Raw genomic sequence first — 18,432 nt, 5'->3', positions numbered from 1 at the left:
CCGTCTTGTGGCGCGAGGGGCCCGGGCGATGCTTGTCCGCCGGGGGTAAAAATCCGTTGCCGCATGCTAGCGCCTGTGTTCGGGCTTTAGCAATGCAAAAACGTGCGGGCCGCCTAGGGATTCCCCTCTGTCAATAATTGGAAATTCAGTCTTTTTGATAGGGGACAAGCCGGTCCGGACGCTATACGATCGGTGGAATCCGCCTTGCAAGGACCGCGCGTCCTTGCACATAAGCTTCACCAGGAGGAGACCTGGATGTCTCAATTGGATTGGACGCCCGGCGACACCATGCCGGATCGTCAGGGTTATTACGAGACGCGGCTCGATACCGGCGGCACCGCGATTTCGCTGTACAGCGTGTTGGGCTGGATGCCCTTGAAGACGCCGGGCAACCTGGTGAGCTGGCGCGCGCTGCCGCCCGCCGTCGAACGCCAGGAAGCCGAACGCCATATACAAGAGATACGCGCTGCACAGAGCCACGTGCCGATGGACTACTAGCGGCGACACGCCACCATACGGCGGGCGCGTGGGGCGGCGCCTTGCAAAGACGAAAACCGCATCTATAATTGCGAATCATTTTCATCTCGTCTTGCTCTCAGGCGGCGACGCCGGGCCGCACCGCCATGCCATCCTCCTCATTTGCCTCTCGTGCAGAGGTGCAGTCCGTTTACCAGGCCCATCACCAATGGCTGCGGGGCGTGTTGCAGCGCAAGCTGGGCAATGCGTCGGACGCGGCCGACCTGGCGCACGACACGTTCGAGCGCCTGATCCGCGCCAATCTCCGCGAACCGCTCAATGAACCGCGCGCCTACCTGCGCACCATCGCCACCCGTTTGCTGATCGGCCGGGCGCGCCGCGCCGCGCTGGAAGCGGCCTACGCCGAGACGCTGGCGCTGCAGCCCGTGGCCGTCGAACCCTCGGTCGAGGCCCGCGCGCTGATCCTGGAGGCGCTGGCGGAAGTCTGCGAACTGCTCGATGCCTTGCCGATGACCAGCCGCCGGATCTTCCTGATGGCGCAGATCGACGGCCTGTCGTATGCCGAGATCGGCCAGCAGCTGGGCCTGACGCCCAACGCCGTGCAGAAGTCGCTGGCTCGCGCGTTGGTGCACTGCTACACGGCCGTATACGGCTGACCCCAGAATTCATGGACAACGCCAAGCTGCTGCGGCCCCACGCGCCCGAGGCCGGCGCCATCGATCCCAAAGTGATCCGGCAGGCGGCGGACTGGTGGGCGCGTCTGCGTGAAGACGCCAGCCCCGCCGAACGCGATCGCTTCGAGCGCTGGCGGCGGGCGGAACCTTCCCACGAGCTGGCCTGGCAGCGGTTGGGCGCCTTGACGCGCGACGTCGCGGCGGGCGTGGCGCAGGCGGGGCCGTCGGTGGCATCGCGCACCTTGCTGCAGGCGCCGCTGATCCAGTCCCGCCGTACCGCATTGCGCCTGATGTTCGCGGCCGTTGGCGTCGGACTGGGCGCCTGGGCCGTGGGTGAGCGTGACGCGATCCGCCGGTTGTCGGCGGACCTGCGCACCGGCACCGGCGAACGCCGGTCAGTGACGCTGCCCGACGGCACGCAGGTGGAACTGAACGCCGGCACCGCGGTGGATCTGCGCTATACCGCAAGCCACCGCGAACTGGTGCTGCTGCAGGGCGAAATCCTGATCGCGACCGCGCCCGATGCGAACGGCCGGCCGTTCAGCGTGCGCACGCGCGGCGGCGTGGTGACGCCGGTGGGCACGCGCTTTCTGGTGCGCGATCTGGAGGCTGGCCGCATGCGGGTGGCGGTGCTGGAAGGCGCGGTTGACGTGCGCGGCCTGTCGACGGACGCAGGCCCGCGGCGCGTGCGGGCCGGCGAACAGGCCGAGTTCACGGCGGGCGGCAGCTTTGCGCCGGGGACGCTGGAACCCGGCGTGTCGGCCTGGCTTGACGGCATGCTGATCGCGGACGAAATGCCCTTGTCGGCGTTCCTGAACGAACTGGGCCGCTACCGTCCGGGCCTGCTGCATTGCACGGACGCGGCCGGCGGGCTGCGCGTGGTGGGGGCGTTCCCGCTGGCCGACACCGACAAGGTCCTGGCCATGCTTGAAGAAATCCTCCCGGTGCAGGTGCGCCGCTATACGCGTTACTGGGTGACGGTGAGCCACGTGTGAATCGCGTGGCCTTGTGATTCTCATCCTTCGGTGAGCCGCGTTTCCCTCATTGCCGGCTTTTTTGTAACAGCAACGGCGGATATCCCGATCTCGCGCTTCATGTCAGGAAAGCAGCCCGTGTCTCGTGGCTGCGCCGACCTTTCATGAGCCTGGGAACCCTTACATGTCACCTCGTCCTGTCCGCGCCGTAAGCGCCGCGGCGCTTGTCCGACTTCCCCTGCGCCGCACGGCGCTGAGCGCCGCGCTGCGGCGTTTCACGCCCCTTGCGGCGGCTGCCGTCCTGGCGCCGGTGGCGGTGCATGCCCAGGCTCAGGCGCCGCGCGCCATCGCGTTCAGCATTCCGGCCGGGCCGCTGAGCGCGGCGCTGGGCACGTTTGGCGTGCAGGCGGGCGTGATGGTGGCGTCCGATCCGGGCCTGACGGCCGGGGCCTCGACGCGGGGATTGACGGGCACGTACACCGTGGACGCCGCGCTCGAGCGCCTGCTGGCCGGCACGGGCCTGCAAGCGGTTGCGCGCGCCGAGGGCGGCTATCGTCTGCGGCAGGCGCCGGCCGAGGCGGCCACGACGCTGGCGCCCGTGACGGTGACGGGCACCTACAACACCACGACGGACGGCACGGGTTCGTACACGTCGCCGGCGGTCACCATCGGCAGGACGCCGCAGGCGCTCAAAGACATTCCGCAGTCCATCACCGTGCTGACGCGGCAGCGGATGGACGACCAGGACATGACCAGCCTGCCGGACGCCGTCAACAACACCGCCGGCATGGTGGGCGTGCAGGGCGTGGGCGCCGGCGTCGCGATCAATTCGCGCGGCTTTCCCGTGGACCTGCTGCAATACGACGGCGTGTCCCTGCTGCGCAACAGCTACAGCCTGGGCAACTGGGAGCAGGATTCGCTGGTGTTCTATGACCGCGTAGAGATCCTGCGCGGCGCGGCGGGCCTCTTGCAAGGCGCGGGCAGTCCCGGCGGTGCGATCAACCTGGTGCGCAAGCGGGGCGGCGCAGAGCCCTCGGTGGTGGTGACGGGCAAGGTGGGATCGTGGGATCACTACGGCCTGACGCTGGATGCGGGCGGTCCGCTCAATGAATCGGGCACGCTGCGCGGGCGCGTGGTGCTGGACGAAGACCGCAGCCATTCGTACATCGACTACGTGTGGGACAGGACGCGCAACCTGTACGCCGCGCTGGACTACGACATCACCGAGAACACGACAGTGGGACTGGGCGTCAGCAATCGGTACAGCAAGTCGCGGCCCATGTTCGTCGGCTATCCCCGTTATGACGATGGCGGCAGCATCGATCTGCCGCGCTCGACGTTCACCGGCTCGACCTGGAACCGCGCCACCAACGACCAGACCATCTTCAATGCGGACATCACACATCGCTTCAACTCGTCGTGGCGCTTCCGGCTGGCCGGCGTGGCGATGGACGAAGACAACACGACCGTGCACCAGCGCGTCACCGGACCCGTGCAGCGTGACGGCAGCGGCCTGGACTATGGCAATTTCGGCGTGGACTTCACGAGCCGCCAGCGCGGCATGGACATGTCGGTGGCCGGTGACTTCAACGCCTGGGGCATGGCACAAGAGGTGGTGATCGGCGCCAACTACTCCAAGCTCACGACGAATGACCGGTTCACCCGCTCGTGGGAAAGCGGCGGCAATATCTTCGATCTGGACCATCACCGTCCGTGGCAGGACATCGATTCCATCGTCGCCGCCAGCGGCTACGATTCGCGCAGCGCCTACGACATCCGGCAGAAGGGCATCTACGGCACGTGGCGCGTCAAACCCACGCAATCGCTGGCGCTGATCGGCGGCGGCCGCGTCGGCTGGTTCGACTACCGCTACAGCGGCGGGGGCGAAGCCACGACGTCATCGACCTCGGGCGAGTTCATTCCGTACGCCGGCATCGTGTATTCGCTGACCGACAACTGGTCGGTCTACGGCAGCTACACCACGGTCTTCGAACCGCAGACCGAGCGCACGGTGTCGGGCAGCCTGCTCAAGCCGATCGAGGGCAACAACTATGAAGTCGGCTTGAAGGGCGAACTGGCGGATGGCCGGGTCAATACCCTGCTTGCCTTGTACCGCTACGACCACAAGAATCGTGCGGTCAATGATTACGACGCCGGGTTTGCCTGCAACGGCTGGTACTGCTCGCGCGCCGCCGGCAAGGTCAGCAGCCAGGGCGTTGAAGCCGAGATTTCCGGCGAGGTGGTCAGGGGCCTGGAGCTGTATGCCGGCTATGCCTACAACACCACCAAGTTCCTGGAGGACCCGGACAACCAGGGCAAGGTCTTCAGCACCTGGACGCCCAAGCACATGCTGCGCCTGTGGGCCAACTACAAGCTGCCGGGCACGTGGAACCGCCTGAGCGTGGGCGCCGGCGTGAGCACGCAGACGTCGACGATCAGTTCGGACCGCGAATTCAAGCTGGCGGGATTCACGATCTGGAACGCGCGCGTGGGTTACCAGGCCACGCCGGAGCTGAGTTTCGGGCTGAACGTGAACAACGTGTTCGACAAGAAATACTACGTGCCGTCGTACAACACGCTGTCCAGCAACAACTACTACGGCGAGCCCCGCAATGTGATGCTGACCGTGCGCTACGCGCCCAAGCTGTAAGGACGCGCGCGGCGGCTCGTGTATAACGTCCGGTACGGCGCCACCCATGCGCGCCGTGCAAGGAGCCGATTTTGCGCGAGTTCGTGGCGACGTTCCTGGATGCCGGCCTGCTGGTGCTGGCGGTGCTGGCCTTTGTGCTGCCGGCGCTGTCGGCGCTGGCTTTGCTTGTGCGCGCCCGGCCGCATCGCTTTCCGCGCTTGAACACCCCGGGCTGGCGCCGCGCCGGCGTGGCGGTGCTGTGGCTGCCGTTCATCGTCATGGCGGTGTATGGCGGTGTTGCGTGGTGGGCGGCCAGCGTCTACGACCGCTACTATTTCTTCGGCCTGCTGATCTGTTTTGTGTATCTGCTGTTCGCCATGCTGCTGTCGGGAGCGGGGCTGTTCTGGATCCGCACGACCCGGCGCCTGCCGTCCGCTTGAGCACCCGCCCGGCCGCGTTTTTCAGCGCATCAGCGCATGCACCTGGCTTGCCAGATCTTCAAGGGTGAATGGCTTCAGCAACACGGGCGCACCCGTCGCCGGTGCGTTGTTCCCCTCGGCGGTTTCGCCGTAGCCCGTGATGAACAGCACTTTCATTTCCGGCCGCAATGTCTTGCCGGTCTCCGCCACCCGCCGCCCGTTCACGCCGCCCGGCAAGGCCAGGTCGCAGACCAATAGGTCGATCCGGGCCTGCGTGGTCAGGTGCTTGAGCGCGCTGGCGCCGTCCGTCGCTTCGATCACATCGAAGCCGATTTCCTTCAGCACTTCGGCGGTGATTTCGCGCACGGCCGGATCGTCCTCGGCCAGCAAAACCGTCCCGCCCTGCAAGACCCGCGACGGCGAGACCGATGCCGTGTCCGCGGCGACCTGGATGCGGGCCCCGCCATGGCGCGGAAAGTAGAGGTCGATATCCGTGCCCAGGTCCGGTTGCGAGCGCACCTGGATGTGACCGCCGGACTGACGGACAAAGTCGTGAACCAGCGCAAGTCCCAGGCCGGTGCCGCGCTCGGCCGGCTTGGTGGTGTAGAAGGGTTCGAACATGCGTCGCATCGTCTCGGGCGTCATGCCGCACCCCGTGTCGGACACGCGCAACCGCACGTGGTCGCCCGGTTCCAGATTGCGCTCGCGCGCGTCCTCGGCGCCCAGGGTCACGTTGGATGTCTCGATGCGCAGCGTGCCGCTCGCGTACAGGGCGTCGCGCGCATTCAGGCACAGATTCAGGAGCGCATTTTCCAGCTGGTGCGCGTCCACCCAGACCGGCCACAACCCGGCGGCGCAGTCCACGTCCAGCGTGATCGCCGCTCCGGCGCTGCGCGTGATCAGCGCCTCCATGTCGGCGATGACGTGGTTGATGTCCACCGCCGTGCGCTCAAGCGGGTGGCGGCGCGAAAAATTAAGCAGGCGGCGCGTCAGGATGGCCGCCTTGTCGGCGCCGCCTTTTGCCACCGCGATGTGACGGGCGAGGTCATCGGTCCGCCCCTGCGCAAGGCGCTGGGACAGAAAATCCAGACTGCCGGAGATTCCCGTCAGCAGATTGTTGAAGTCATGCGCGACGCCACCCGTCAACTGGCCGATGGCTTCCATCTTCTGGCTTTGGCGCAGGGCCTCTTCGGTCAGGCGCAGCGCGTCGGCCTGGGCCTTTTCGGCGCCGACCCGCGCGGTGGTTTCAATGACGGTGTCGATCATGCCGGCGACATTGCCGTTTTCATCGCGCACGGGGCTGTAGCAGAACGTGAAGTTGGCCATCTCGGCGCGGCCGTATCGGTGGACGACGAGTGGGTAATCCTCGATGAAGGTGGCCTCGCCGGCGTAGGCGCGTTCGGCGATCGGGCCGATCAGCGACCAGGCTTCGCGCCAGATCTCATCGAACGGGCAGCCCAGCGCGTCGGGCTTGGCGCCCAGGATGGGGACGAACGCGTCGTTGTAGATCGAGATGAGCTCGGGGCCCCAGACCAGGCAGGACGGAAACCGGGACGACAGCACCATGCTCGCGGCAATGCGCAACGAGGCGGGCCAGGAAGCGATGGGACCGAGCGGCGTGGCAGACCAGTCGTGGCGGCTGACTCGTGCGCCCATTTCCCCGCCGCTGGCAAGGAACAGAGGCTTGGACGGGTCGTTCTGCATGGCACTCGATAGGGTGGCGGGGTAGGTGACCGATTCTATCCCAGCACTCGGGCGCGCGTGCGCGGACAGGAGGCTCGTATAGAATAAGAACAATTCCTATTTGCACATATGCCGAGGTGCGCCTTGCCTGCGCCGCTATCCCCATCCGCCGACAACGTCACCCAGCTTTATCGCGAACACCACGGCTGGCTCTCGATGTGGCTGCGCAAGAAGCTGGGCAGTTCCTTCGACGCCGCGGACCTGGCGCACGACACCTTCGTGCGGCTGATGGCGGGCCGGCGCCGCGACGACACCGGCGCCGAGCCGCGCGCGCTGCTGACCCACATCGCCAAGGGCCTGGTGGCGGACCATTGGCGCCGCCGCGCGGTGGAAGACGCCTACCTGGCCGCCGTGGCGCACGTGCCCGAGGCCGAGGCCCCATCGCCCGAGGCGCGCGCCCTGATCCTGGAAACGCTGCACGCCATCGACGCCGCCCTGCGTTCGCTGCCCGCCCGCACGCGGGAAGTCTTTCTGCTGTCGCAGTTCGACGGCATGGCTTATGACGAGATCGCGCGCAAGCAGCGCGTGTCGCTGTCGACGGTCAAGCGCCATATGCAGGCCGCCTTTGCCGCGTGCCTGATCGCGTATCAGGCGGACGCGGCGTGAACGCGGTCATCGACCCCGCCATCCTCAACGAAGCGGCCGGCTGGCTGGTGCGTTTGCAGTCCGAGACACTCTCAGCGGCGGATCGCGCGGCACTGGCGCGCTGGCGGGCGCGCAGCGCCGACCATGAAGCCGCCTGGCAACGCGCCGAGGCGATGCTGCGCGGGTTTGGCCAGGTGCCGCCGCGGATCGGCGGGCAAGCGCTGCGGCAGGCGGACCGCGCCGGACGCCGCCAGGCCGTGCGCGCGCTGGCGGGGCTGCTGGTGCTGGGTCCGGCGGCGTGGTTGGGCGTGCGCGAGCTGCCCTGGCGCGAATGGCGCGCGGACCTGCGCACGGCGACGGGCGAGCAGCGCCGCGTCGAACTGGCCGATGGCACGCAACTGGTGCTCAACACGGCCAGCGCCGTGGACATCGACTACACCCCGACGCAACGCGTGCTGTGGCTGCGCGCGGGCGAAATCCTGCTGACGACGGGGCACGACCCCGCGCCCGTGTCGCGCCCGTTCCTGGTGCAGACGACGCAGGGCGTGCTGCGGGCGCTGGGCACGCGCTTCATGGTCCGCGACGAAGGCGCCAGCGTGCGGGTGGCCGTTTACGAGGGCGCGGTCGAGGTCCGGCCGGCCGGGGCGGACGTCCACGGCGTCGTGCTGGCGGCGGGCCAGCAGACCGTCTTTTCGGCCGGTGGCGCTGAGGCGCCGGTCCCCGCCGACGCGTTGGCGGCGTCGTGGGCGGACGGCATGCTGGCCGCGCGCAACTGGCGGCTGGCCGATCTGGTGGACGAGCTGGGCCGCTACCGCCACGGTGTGCTGCGATGCGATCCGGCCGTGGCCGAGCTACGCGTGTCGGGGGCGTTCCCGTTGAACGACATCGAAGCCAGCCTGCGCCTCCTGCAAAAGACGCTGCCGGTTCGGGTGAGCCGCGTGACCCCGTGGTGGACGACGATTGCGCCCCGCGCCGCCGTTACAAATTAATCGCCAATCGGCTGACACTTTTTTCCGCTTCGTCCGGTGTACCGGGTGAACCGCCGCGACATGCGCGCCACCCCACCCCACGAAGGATCGTTTCATGGTTTCCCGACTCTCCCGATCGCCCTGCCTGCCGCGCGGCATTGCCGTCCTGTCGCCCGCGGCGTCGCTGGTCCGGGCCGCCGGCCTGGGGCTGGCGCTGCTTGCGGCATCGGGAATGCCGGCGCCCACCGTTGCGGCCGAGACCGCCAGCGCCGCGCCGCGCAAGTCCTACGCCATTGCGCCGGGGCCGCTGGGCGACGTGCTGGCGCAGTTTGCTGCCAGTGCGGGCGTGCCGCTGTCGTTTGATCCCGCCCTGGTGGCGGGCCAGCACAGCGCCGGACTGCAGGGCGACTACACCGTGCGCGAGGGTTTCGCCCGGCTGCTGTCGGGGTCCGGTTATGCGCTGGCCGAACAGGGCGGCGGCACGTATTCGCTGCGCAAGCTGCCCGCGGCTGCTGGCGAGACCACCGTGCTGCCCGCCGTGACGGTGGACGGGGCGGGCGTCAGCCCCTCGGCGTTGCCGGCCGAATTCGCGGGCGGCCAGGTGGCTCGCGGCGCGCGAATGGGCCTGCTGGGCAACCGCGACGTGATGGATACGCCGTTCAACGTCACCAGCTACACGTCGGAACTGCTGGCGAACCGCCAGGCCGTGACGCTGGCCGACGCGCTGACCGTCGAGCCGTCCGTGCGCTTTACCGGCCAGATCGGCGGCGTGACCGATTCGTTCTACATCCGCGGCTTTCCCATCGGCGAAGGCAACTTGGGCGAAATCGCGTTTGACGGCGTCTATGGCGTCGCGCCCAACTACCACGTCTTCACCGACTACATCGAGCGCGTGGAAGTGCTGAAGGGGCCTGCCGCGCTGCTGTACGGCATGTCGCCCAACAGCGGGGTGGGCGGCGTCATCAACATGGTGCCCAAACGCTCGCTGCCCGAGGACCTGACCCGCGTGTCGGCCGACTACGTCGGCGACTCGCAGTTTGGCGCCCGGGTCGACCTGAGCCGCCGGTTCGGCGACGCGGGAGAGTGGGGCGTGCGGGTCAACGGCATGCAGCGGCAGGGCGATACGCCGCTGGACAACATGAAATCGCGCACGACCATCGGCGCGCTGTCGCTGGATTACCAGGGCGAACGGCTGCGCGCCTCGCTGGATCTGCTGACGCAGCACGAGAAGATCGACGCCCCGACGCGGCCGTTTCTGGTGGCGCCGGGCATTGCCGTGCCGCGCGCTGCAGACGGACGCCGCAACGCCACGCAGCCGTGGGGCTGGTGGAAGTCCGACGGCCAATCGGCGCTGCTGCGCGTGGAATACGACATCAGCGACCGCCTGACGGTGTTCGCGGACGCGGGCGGCTCGGACACCACCGTGTCGCGCCTGTCGGACCAGACGCCCACCATCGTGAACGAGGCCGGCGACACCGTCGTGACGCCCAACAACTTCCGCTTCCAGGTCAACCGCAGCACCTACAACGCCGGACTGCGCGCCAAGCTGGACACGGGGCCGGTGCGCCACGCCATCAGCTTCATGGGCAGCCTGTACAGCGACCGCAACCTGCAGGCCAGCGTGAACGGCACCCCGCTCACGTCCAACATCTACCACCCGATCACGCGTCCGGAGCAGCACATTCCCGCGCCGGCCAACGTGCCCAAGGTGTCGTCGTCGGATCTGTCCGGCCTGGCGTTGGCCGACACGCTCAGCATCCTGGACGAGCGCGCGCAATTGACGCTGGGCCTGCGCCACCAGCGCATCGAATCGCGCAACTTCAACGGCGCCACGGGTGTGCGGACCGTCAGCTACGACGAAAGCGCGACCACGCCGCTGGCCGGGCTGGTCATCAAGCCCTGGCACAACGTTTCGTTTTACGCCAACTACATCGAGGGCCTGAGCAAGGGCGACGTGGCGCCCGCCACGGCCACCAACGCGGGAGAGGTCTTCAAGCCGTACAAGGCCAAGCAGAAGGAAGTGGGCGTCAAGGTCGAGCTGGACAACGCGATGGTGACGCTGAGCGCCTTCGAGATCACCAAGCCCAGCGGGCAGCTCACGAATGGCGTGTATGCGGCCGATAGCGAGCAACGCAACCGCGGGCTGGAATTGAATGTGTCCGGCGAACCGATGCGCGGCGTGCGCCTGTTGGGCGGCGTGACCTTCCTGGATGGGGAGCTGACGCGCACCAACAGCGCGGCCACGCAGGGCAACCGGCCCGTGGGCGTGCCCACCGTCGCGGTCAACCTGGGCGCCGAGTGGGACACGCCGTGGGTGACGGGGCTGACCTTGACGGGCGGCATGGTCTACACCGGACGCGAATACATCAACCAGGCCAACACGCAGTCGGTGCCGTCGTGGACGACGTTCGACCTGGGCGCGCGATATGCGCTCAAGGTCCAAGGCCGGGACGTCACGCTGCGCGCCAACGTCGTCAACGTGTTCAACCGCGCCTATTGGTCCGGCGTGGCCTCGTACGGCACGATCTCACAAGGCGTGCCGCGCACCGTCATGCTGTCGGCATCGATGGACTTCTAAGCGCCGGCAAACACCATGCACACCGGGCTGCCGACGGACAGCGCGTAGCCGTCGTGCGCCAGCATGCCGCTGGCCGGATCGACACGAAACCGCTGCAGCGTGTCGCTGTCTTCGTTCAGCGCGAAGACAAACCGGCCGTCGGGCGACAGCGTGAAAAAGCGCGGTGTCTTGCCGTGCGTGCGGGCATGCTGCACGGTGGTCAGTCGACCGGTGGATGCGTCCACGCGAAACACCGCAATGCTGTCGTCACCCCGATTCGACGCATACAGGTGCCGGCCATCGGCGTCCAGCGCAATGCCGGCGGCGCGGCTGTTGCCGGTATAGGTGTCGGGCAGGGTGGACAGCACCTGGAAGGGACGCAGCGCGCCTGCTTCCACGGCATAGGCCGTGACCGTGTTGTCCAACTCGTTGACGACGTACAGCCATTTCCCTGATGGATGAAAGACCGCATGGCGTGGGCCCGCGCCCTCGCGCGACGTCGCAACGCTGGCAGGCTGCGCGCCGATCCCATGCGCGTCGGCGGGATACAGGAACACCCGGTCCAGCCCCTTGTCCGGCACCGCTACATACTTGCCCGACGGGTCGAGCACGTTGAAATGCGGCTTGGAAAATGGCTGCTCCTTGCGGTGCGGCCCCGGTTCGCCGGCCAGCGGCACCGTCTGCGACACGGCTTGCAGCGCGCCGTCCGCCGCTACGGGCAGCACCGCCAGCGTGCCGGTCAGATGGTTGGACACCATCAGATAGCGGGCCGACGGCCCCAGCGCCAGATGGACGGGATTGCGGCCCTGGCAGTCCTGCGTATGCCAGGGCGTCAGCGTGCCGTCATGCGCATCGCGGCGCAGCGCGCTGACCTCGCTGCTGTCGCCGTGCACGGTGTACAGGATCGGCAGCGACGGATGCGGCAGCAGATACGACGGATTGTGCAGACCCCCCACGACCTGCTTGAGCGTCAGCGTTCCCGTCTCGGGCGCGTAGTCGAACACGCTGATGCCCTCGCCGCGGGCATTGCGTTCCCGGGTGGTCCGGGAACCGATATAGACATGCATGGCGCGAGCCTCATTTTGCCAGTTGAAAACGGCCGCGCCACGCGCGGCCCTACGAAGTCAGGATGCCGCTGATGCGGGCCAGGTTGTCGAGCGTGCTGCGCAGGTGGGCCGAAAGCGCCTCGGCCGCCTCGTCGTTGCGTTCGCGTTCCAGCATGTCCAGGATGGCCAGGTGCTGGTCGCAATGCTGCTGGTAGCGGCTGCGGTCCTGCATCGAGCGGTAGGACAGCAGGCGGCGTACGCGATTGACGCGTTTGATCGTGTCGATGAAGAACGGATTGCCGGAGGCTTCCACCAGCGATTCATGAAAGCGCACGCCGCGATCGTGGAGCTGGTCTGCGGTGTCGGTGGCGATGCCGCCGTTCAGCAGGTGCATTTCCGCGGCGCGGCAGCGCGCCAGCACGGATTTTTCGATGCGAAAGCCGGGCTCGCGCAGCGCCGCCGGCTCCAGCGCCAGCCGCAGCCGGTAGGACTGCAGCAGGCTGTCGGGCGTCGTCATCATGGACGAGAATTCCCAGCCGTATCCGGGCCGGCGCTGCGCCCAGCCCTCTTGCGAAATGCGGCCCAGCAGCGCCTGCGTTTGCGCATTGGTCAGCGCGTAGCGCGTGCGCAGCTGCGCTTCGCTGCACTGCATCGGCAGTTCGCCGCGCAGCAGTTCGTCGGCAAGCGCAAAGTACGTCTGCGTGACGATGTCGTCCGCCGATGGGGGCGTGATGTCGGCGGGGGCTTCGCCCGCGACGTCGAAGTCGCGCAGCAGGAAGTACCCGCGGTTGGGCTTGCGCGCCACCACACCGTGCTGCTCCAAAATACCCAGCGCATCGTTGACCGGCGAGCGCGACAGCCGCAGGCGGTCGGCGATCTTCTGCGCGCGCAGGTGCGCGCCCTCCTGCAGACGGTCTTCCTTGATGAGGTCCAGGATCTTCGTGACGGTATTGGTTTGCGCGCTCACGGGTGGCGGACGGCCGATGAAATGGTGTCCGACAGGATAGCGGGAATGACGCCGCCCATCTGCAACAGCCGGATCTCAAGCCGGGTCTCGACGGCCGCGGTGGCGGTCAGCGGCTCGGAGCGGCCATCGGCGCGCAGGACGCGCACGGGAATGGCGGCGCGGGGCGCCAGCGCGGCGGCCTCGACGTCGATCTCGATCCGGTCGCCCGGCTGCAGCCGCAGCGTCGCGGGCGTAACCCCGTCGGGCAGGCGCAGCGGCAGGATGCCCATGCCGATCAGGTTGGACCGGTGGATGCGTTCGAAGCTGACCGCCAGCACCGCGCGGATGCCCAAGAGCCGCTGGCCCTTGGCCGCCCAGTCGCGCGACGAGCCTGTGCCGAAGCGCGCGCCCGCCACCAGCACGACGGGCTGCGACGCCTTCGCGTAATGCGCGGCGGCGTCCCAGATGGGTTCCAGCCGGCCGCTGGGTGCGTGCAGGGTGTGGCCGACGGGGGCGGAGGGACAGAGCAGGTTGGTCAGGCTCTTGCTGTAGAACGCGGCGCGCATCATGACTTCCCAGTTGCCGCGGCGCGATGCGAATACGTTCAGGTCGTTGCGGTCGTCGCCGCGTTCGACCAGGAAGTCCGCGATCAGGCTGTCGGGCGGGATGGCGCTGGCGGGCGACAGGTGGTCGGTCGTGACGTCGTCGCCCACGACGAGCAGTGGATGCGCGGTGTAGCGGCCCAGTTGACTGCCGGCCTCGGTGCTGGCAAAGGGCGGGCGGCGCAGCGCGGTGGACGCAGCGTCCCACGGAAACCGCGCCGACGCGGGCGATTGCAGGGCCTGCCAGGCCGGGTTCGCGCTGGCGATCTTGAACGCGGCGCGATAGTCGTCGGGACGCTGCCCTGCGGCCAGCGCGGCGTCGATCTCGGCTTCCGTCGGCCATAGCTCGGACAGGTGAACCGCGCGCCCGTCGGGCGTCACCTGGACCGGCTCGCGGCTCAGGTCTCTTTCCGCGTCGCCGGCCAGCGCAAAGGCGATGACCAGCGGCGGCGACATCAGGAAACCCAGGTCCAGATCCGGATGGATCCGGCCCGTGAAATTGCGGTTGCCGGACAGCACCGCCACCGGGTGGATGGCGCCGTCGGCCAGCGCGTGCCGCACCGCCGGCGGCAGCGGGCCGGAATTGCCGATGCACGTGGTGCAGCCGTAGCCGACGATGTCAAAGCCCACCGCGGCCAGGTCTTCCAGCAGACCGGCGCGCGCCAAGTATTCGGCGGCGGCGGGCGAGCCGGGGCCGAGGGACGTCTTGACCCAGTGCGGCGGCCGCAGCCCGAACTGGCGCGCCTTGCGGGCCAGCAGCCCGGCGGCCGTCAACAGGCGCGGATCGGACGTGTTGGTGCAACTGGTGATCGCGGCAATGGCGATGGCGTGACGGGGCAGGGCGAACGGCGCGCGCGGCGTGAAATCCAGCGCCGCAAGGATGTCGCGCGTCTGTCCGTAGGGGTGCAGGTCCTGCGGACGCTTGGGACCGGCCACGTGCATCTGCACGGCATCCAGCGCGATGTCGACCACACGGGTATAGCGCGGCTCGGCGTCGGGATCCAGCGCGATGCCGGTGCAACGCGCGTAGGCCTCCACACGCGCGATCTGATCTTCGGCGCGGCCGGTCTGGCGCAGGTAGGCCAGCGTTTCACCGTCGATGGGGAAGTAGCCGGTGGTCGCGCCGTATTCGGGCGCCATGTTGGCCACGACGCACCGGCTGCCGGCCGGCAGGGTGGCCACGCCCGGCCCGAAGAATTCGACGAACTCGCCGGAGACGTGGATGGCGCGCAGGCGCTGGGTGACGGTCAAGGCCAGGTCCGTGGCCGTGACGCCGGGTTGGAGCGCGCCGGTCAGCCGCACGCCGATCACGTCGGGAATGCGCAGCATCGTCGGCATGCCGAACATGACCGTCTGGGCTTCCAGGCCGCCCACGCCCCAGCCCAGCACGCCGATGCCGTTGATCATCGGCGTGTGGCTGTCGGTGCCGATCATCATGTCGGGATAAAGGGCAGTGCCGTCGGGACTGGGCTGCTGGCAGACCACCGTGGCCAGTTGCTCCAGATTGATCGTGTGCATGATGCCGGTGCCCGGCGGGTGGATGCGCACGTTCGACAGCGCCTTGGAGGCCCAGCGCAAAAAACGGTAGCGCTCGGCGTTGCGCCGCAGTTCCAGGTCCAGGTTGGCTTGCGCCGCATCGCTGCGCGCATAGGCTTCGACGGCCAGCGAGTGGTCCACCGACACGTCCACCGGCAGCACGGGATTCAGCACCGACGGATCGACCCCGGCCTCGGCCAGCGCGTCGCGCATGGCGGCAATGTCGACCAGGGCGGGCGTGCTGGTGGTGTCGTGCATCAGCACGCGGGCCGGCTGGAAGGCGATTTCGGATTCGCTGGTGCCGTGCGCCAGCCAGCCGAACAGCGCGGCGACGGCGGCGTCGCGCTCGGCGCCCTGCATGTTGCGCAGCGCGTTCTCCAGCAACAGGCGCAGCACGACCGGCAGCCGGAAGTAATCCGCGCCGTATGCGGCGGGCAGGTCCAGGCAACTGTACGAGGCGCCATTCAGCGTGAAGCGTGCGCGGCGGAGCGGGGCATTGGTGTTTTCCATAGCTGCCAGTTTTGCATATTGCCTGCCTAAAATGCAATTAAGGACAAACCCGGCCGCGCACTGACGCTTGGCCCCCTAGGAGACAGACATGCCCCCCATCCGTACCCTGGCCGCCGCCGCGGCCTTGGCGCTTGCCGCCTCGACCCCTTTGCACGCCGCCGACCTGCCGGCCAACCGCCCGATCACCCTGATCGTGCCCTTTGCCGCGGGCGGGGGCGTGGACGGTATGGGCCGGCTGCTGGCCGAGCGCCTGCGCAGCGAACTGCCACAGGGCGTGGTCGTGGAGAACAAGCCGGGCGCCAGCGGCATGTTGGGCGCCACCGCAGTCGTGCGTTCCGCGCCGGACGGCGCCACGCTGTTGCTGGGATCGGCCGGCGAGACCGCCATCAACCCGCTCGTCTTCAAGAGCAAGATGCAGTACCAGCCGGAAAAGGATCTGGCGCCTGTCGCGCTGATCGCCCGCGTGCCGAACGTGCTGGTCGCCAATCCCAAGCTGCCGGTGGCCAACGTCGAGCAACTGGTGGCCTATGGCCGCGCCCATCCCGACAAGCTGACGTACGCGACCAGCGGCGTGGGCAACCCGCAGCACCTGAACGGCGAGCTGTTGCAGTCGCTGGCGGGCATCAAGATGGTCCACGTGCCGTACAAGGGCGCGGCGGCGCAACTGGTGGACGTGGCGGCCGGCAGCGTGGATCTGACCTTCGTCAGCCTGGCCGGCGCGTTGCCGTTCATCAAGAGCGGCAAGGTCAAACCGCTGGCGGTCACGTCCGCCAAGCGCGCGTCGTTCGCGCCCGACATCCCCGCGCTGGCCGAGTATGCGCCGCTCAAGGACTATGCGTTGGAAAACTGGTTTGGCGTCTTCGTGCCGGCCAGCACGCCGCCGGAAGTGCAGCAGAAGCTGGCGGCCGCCATCGACCGCAGCCTGAAGGATGAGAAATTCGTGGCCAGCATCCGTGAACTGGGCGGCGAAGTGCAGCCGATGAGCCAGGACGAGTTCCGCGCGTTCATCAAGGCGCAGACGGCGGTGTTCGCCAAGGTCGTGGCCGACGGCAACATCACGGCGGAAAACTGAAAGCGGGTTGTGCGGGCTGGCGGGGCGGCTGGTCGGGCGCCACGTGGGTCAGCCCGTGGGGCAGCGCGGGGGCGGCCGTTCGCGAAGACGTGCACAGCGCTGCTGCCCGTTACGGCGCGTCGTGCAGCATCAGGTCAAGGCCCACGCGTTCGCCGCTGCGCACCCGGCTGACGGCCTGGCGCTCCGTGACGCGGTAGACGCCCTGCGAGCCCGATACGGGCCGGTGCGACGTCGCGATCACCACCCCATCGCCCAGGCCCAACGGCAGCACCATCGGGCGCGACTGCATGCGCGGGCGCTGCTCGGTCATGACAAGTTCGCCGCCCGTGAAATCCACGCCGGGCTCGGACAGCAGCACGATCAGCCGCAGCGGAAACACGCAGGCGCCGTCGGCATGCTGCAGCAGCGGCTGGTAGCCGGGTGCGTGCAGCCGCTGGATCGTGGAAAGGCTGCGCGATTGTCCTGAAAGGCGGTTCTGCTGGAGGTAGGCGGGCAGATCGTCCGGGTAGGAGACATCCCCGTCCAGTGCGCTTGCCCAGGCGCGCGCCACCGGCAGCAGGCGCGCGTAGAGATCGGTGCGCAGGCTGGCCAGCGGCGCCGGCAGGGGATCGGGCAGGCCTTGCAGCGCTGCCAGCGCGCGTGCGTCAGCCGGCGCATAGAGCGCGGGCAGCAGCGCCCAGCCCTGCGCGTCCAGGTCCTGCGCGATGCGTATCCAGTCGTATTCGCCGAGCGGGCGGGAGGCGGGCGAGGTCATGGTCCGGGGCGCGTCATGGAAGGGATCGTGGTCTTGGGCGTGGTCATGTTCATGTTCATCGTCCTGCGCGTGGCAATCGCCCTGGCGGCCAGGCGTTACCCGCCGCCGGTACGAATCCACAGCTTAGCCAGTCCGGCGCGCCCGGGCACTCCGCCGCTTGCTGTCCGCGGGGCCGCACCAGCCGGCGGTCAATTGCGGTGCAGTATGCTTACCGGCTTTATCGACACTCCCCCCGCTGCCCGCAATGACTGATTTTCCCTTTGACGCCGTGCTGTTCGACTGCGACGGTGTCCTGGTCGATTCCGAACCCATCACCAGCCGCGTGCTGACCGAGATGCTCAATGAATTGGGCTGGGGCATCACGCACGCCGAGACAATGCAGATCTTTACCGGGAAGGCGGTAAAGGACGAACTGCCGCTGATCGAGGCGCGCACCGGCGCCACGATCGATCAAGGGTGGTTCGACCAGTTCCGCCAGCGCCGCAACGACGCGCTGGACCGCGATCTCGTCGAAATCCCCGGCGCGCCCGACGCCGTGCGCGCCTTGCACGAAGCGCTGAATGGACGCATCGCCGTGGCGTCGGGCGCGGACCGCCGCAAGGTCGAGCTGCAACTGGCCAAGGTGGGCATCGCCGACTGCTTCGACGGGCGCGTCTTCAGCGGCCACGAGATGCCGCGCAGCAAGCCGTTTCCGGACGTGTACCTGGCGGCCGCGCAGGCGCTGGGCGTGGACCCGAAGCGTTGCGCAATCGTCGAGGACACGGTCACCGGCGCAACGGCAGGCGTGGCCGCCGGCGCCACCGTATTCGGTTACAGCCCCGGCGAACTCGGCCACAGCGGCGCGCAGGCGCTGCGCAACGTGGGCGTGTCGCACGTGTTCACCGATATGCGCGAGTTGCCGGCGCTGCTGGCGGGCTGGCGGGCGCAAGCGGCCTGAGGC

The 18,432-nt window shown here is 68.3% G+C and carries 15 protein-coding genes; 10 read left to right on the top strand and 5 right to left on the bottom strand.

Annotation, left to right across the window (positions count from 1 at the left end):
- Window positions 1–255 precede the first annotated feature (255 nt).
- From MHZ91_RS06325 to MHZ91_RS06305, 5 genes are all read left to right on the top strand, one after another.
- On the top strand, window positions 256–498 hold the full coding sequence (locus MHZ91_RS06325) for a hypothetical protein (RefSeq protein ID WP_175122763.1): 243 nt from the start codon (window positions 256–258) through the stop codon (window positions 496–498).
- Window positions 499–656: 158 nt separating this feature from the next.
- Window positions 657–1,133: a sigma-70 family RNA polymerase sigma factor gene (locus MHZ91_RS06320; protein ID WP_239212975.1), complete on the top strand. Its 477-nt coding sequence runs from the start codon at window positions 657–659 to the stop codon at window positions 1,131–1,133.
- Between the two features lie 11 nt (window positions 1,134–1,144).
- The gene (locus tag MHZ91_RS06315; protein WP_175137675.1) at window positions 1,145–2,146 is read left to right on the top strand and encodes a FecR domain-containing protein; all 1,002 of its coding nucleotides are present in this window, start codon (window positions 1,145–1,147) and stop codon (window positions 2,144–2,146) included.
- A gap of 163 nt (window positions 2,147–2,309) precedes the next feature.
- Complete coding sequence (locus MHZ91_RS06310) at window positions 2,310–4,775, top strand: TonB-dependent siderophore receptor (RefSeq protein ID WP_239212974.1); 2,466 nt, start codon at window positions 2,310–2,312, stop codon at window positions 4,773–4,775.
- A 71-nt stretch (window positions 4,776–4,846) separates the two neighbouring features.
- Complete coding sequence (locus tag MHZ91_RS06305; protein WP_175137677.1) at window positions 4,847–5,194, top strand: hypothetical protein; 348 nt, start codon at window positions 4,847–4,849, stop codon at window positions 5,192–5,194.
- Window positions 5,195–5,215: 21 nt separating this feature from the next.
- Here MHZ91_RS06305 and MHZ91_RS06300 read toward each other — a convergent pair whose 3' ends face one another.
- Window positions 5,216–6,877 carry an ATP-binding protein gene (locus tag MHZ91_RS06300; protein WP_239212973.1) on the bottom strand — a complete coding sequence of 554 codons (1,662 nt, stop codon included), beginning with the start codon at window positions 6,875–6,877 and terminating at the stop codon, window positions 5,216–5,218.
- 123 nt (window positions 6,878–7,000) lie between these two features.
- Here MHZ91_RS06300 and MHZ91_RS06295 point away from each other — a divergent pair, with 123 nt between their 5' ends.
- From MHZ91_RS06295 to MHZ91_RS06285, 3 genes are all read left to right on the top strand, one after another.
- A complete protein-coding gene (locus MHZ91_RS06295) occupies window positions 7,001–7,522 on the top strand; it encodes a sigma-70 family RNA polymerase sigma factor (RefSeq protein WP_175184463.1) in 522 nt (173 codons plus the stop codon).
- Window positions 7,519–8,490, top strand: a complete 972-nt coding sequence (locus MHZ91_RS06290) for a FecR domain-containing protein (RefSeq protein WP_175137678.1) — start codon at window positions 7,519–7,521, stop codon at window positions 8,488–8,490. The genes MHZ91_RS06295 and MHZ91_RS06290 overlap by 4 nt, the downstream gene beginning before the upstream one ends.
- Before the next feature lie 94 nt (window positions 8,491–8,584).
- A complete protein-coding gene (locus MHZ91_RS06285; protein ID WP_239212959.1) occupies window positions 8,585–11,047 on the top strand; it encodes a TonB-dependent receptor in 2,463 nt (820 codons plus the stop codon).
- On the opposite strand, the gene MHZ91_RS06280 is transcribed toward MHZ91_RS06285, so the two are convergent.
- The 3 genes from MHZ91_RS06280 to acnA are packed head-to-tail and all read right to left on the bottom strand — an operon-like array spanning window position 11,044 to window position 15,666.
- Window positions 11,044–12,093, bottom strand: a complete 1,050-nt coding sequence (locus MHZ91_RS06280; protein WP_175124411.1) for a lactonase family protein — start codon at window positions 12,091–12,093, stop codon at window positions 11,044–11,046. The two genes, MHZ91_RS06285 and MHZ91_RS06280, sit on opposite strands and share 4 nt — an antisense overlap.
- 49 nt (window positions 12,094–12,142) lie before the next feature.
- On the bottom strand, window positions 12,143–13,039 hold the full coding sequence (locus MHZ91_RS06275) for a GntR family transcriptional regulator (RefSeq protein WP_239212958.1): 897 nt from the start codon (window positions 13,037–13,039) through the stop codon (window positions 12,143–12,145).
- Window positions 13,036–15,666 carry an aconitate hydratase AcnA gene (acnA, locus tag MHZ91_RS06270; protein WP_239212957.1) on the bottom strand — a complete coding sequence of 877 codons (2,631 nt, stop codon included), beginning with the start codon at window positions 15,664–15,666 and terminating at the stop codon, window positions 13,036–13,038. The genes MHZ91_RS06275 and acnA overlap by 4 nt, the downstream gene beginning before the upstream one ends.
- Window positions 15,667–15,754: 88 nt before the next feature.
- Here acnA and MHZ91_RS06265 point away from each other — a divergent pair, with 88 nt between their 5' ends.
- Window positions 15,755–16,738, top strand: coding sequence for a tripartite tricarboxylate transporter substrate binding protein (locus tag MHZ91_RS06265; protein WP_239212956.1), 984 nt, complete (start codon window positions 15,755–15,757; stop codon window positions 16,736–16,738).
- A 109-nt stretch (window positions 16,739–16,847) separates the two neighbouring features.
- On the opposite strand, the gene MHZ91_RS06260 is transcribed toward MHZ91_RS06265, so the two are convergent.
- Entirely contained in the window at window positions 16,848–17,492 is a 645-nt protein-coding gene (locus tag MHZ91_RS06260; RefSeq protein WP_239212955.1) for a 2OG-Fe(II) oxygenase, read from the bottom strand.
- A 244-nt stretch (window positions 17,493–17,736) separates the two neighbouring features.
- Between MHZ91_RS06260 and MHZ91_RS06255 the strand changes: the two genes are divergently transcribed.
- Window positions 17,737–18,429, top strand: a complete 693-nt coding sequence (locus MHZ91_RS06255) for an HAD family phosphatase (protein ID WP_239212953.1) — start codon at window positions 17,737–17,739, stop codon at window positions 18,427–18,429.
- Window positions 18,430–18,432: the final 3 nt, after the last annotated feature.

It is taken from the genome of Achromobacter sp. ACRQX (assembly GCF_022346505.1).
Classification (GTDB): Bacteria; Pseudomonadota; Gammaproteobacteria; order Burkholderiales; family Burkholderiaceae_B; genus Achromobacter; species Achromobacter animicus.
Note: the sequence above shows the minus strand (reverse complement) of the source record. Positions and strands in the feature narration are given on the sequence as shown.

Bases quoted from the DNA above. Each gene is read 5' to 3' on its own strand.
- MHZ91_RS06285 (WP_239212959.1), top strand. From the start codon at position 8,585: ATGGTTTCCCGACTCTCCCGATCGCCCTGCCTGCCGCGCGGCATTGCC.
- acnA (WP_239212957.1), bottom strand. From the start codon at position 15,666: ATGGAAAACACCAATGCCCCGCTCCGCCGCGCACGCTTCACGCTGAAT.
- MHZ91_RS06255 (WP_239212953.1), top strand. From the start codon at position 17,737: ATGACTGATTTTCCCTTTGACGCCGTGCTGTTCGACTGCGACGGTGTC.
- MHZ91_RS06315 (WP_175137675.1), top strand. From the start codon at position 1,145: ATGGACAACGCCAAGCTGCTGCGGCCCCACGCGCCCGAGGCCGGCGCC.
- MHZ91_RS06300 (WP_239212973.1), bottom strand. From the start codon at position 6,877: ATGCAGAACGACCCGTCCAAGCCTCTGTTCCTTGCCAGCGGCGGGGAA.
- MHZ91_RS06265 (WP_239212956.1), top strand. From the start codon at position 15,755: ATGCCCCCCATCCGTACCCTGGCCGCCGCCGCGGCCTTGGCGCTTGCC.
- MHZ91_RS06325 (WP_175122763.1), top strand. From the start codon at position 256: ATGTCTCAATTGGATTGGACGCCCGGCGACACCATGCCGGATCGTCAG.
- MHZ91_RS06260 (WP_239212955.1), bottom strand. From the start codon at position 17,492: ATGACCTCGCCCGCCTCCCGCCCGCTCGGCGAATACGACTGGATACGC.
- MHZ91_RS06280 (WP_175124411.1), bottom strand. From the start codon at position 12,093: ATGCATGTCTATATCGGTTCCCGGACCACCCGGGAACGCAATGCCCGC.
- MHZ91_RS06310 (WP_239212974.1), top strand. From the start codon at position 2,310: ATGTCACCTCGTCCTGTCCGCGCCGTAAGCGCCGCGGCGCTTGTCCGA.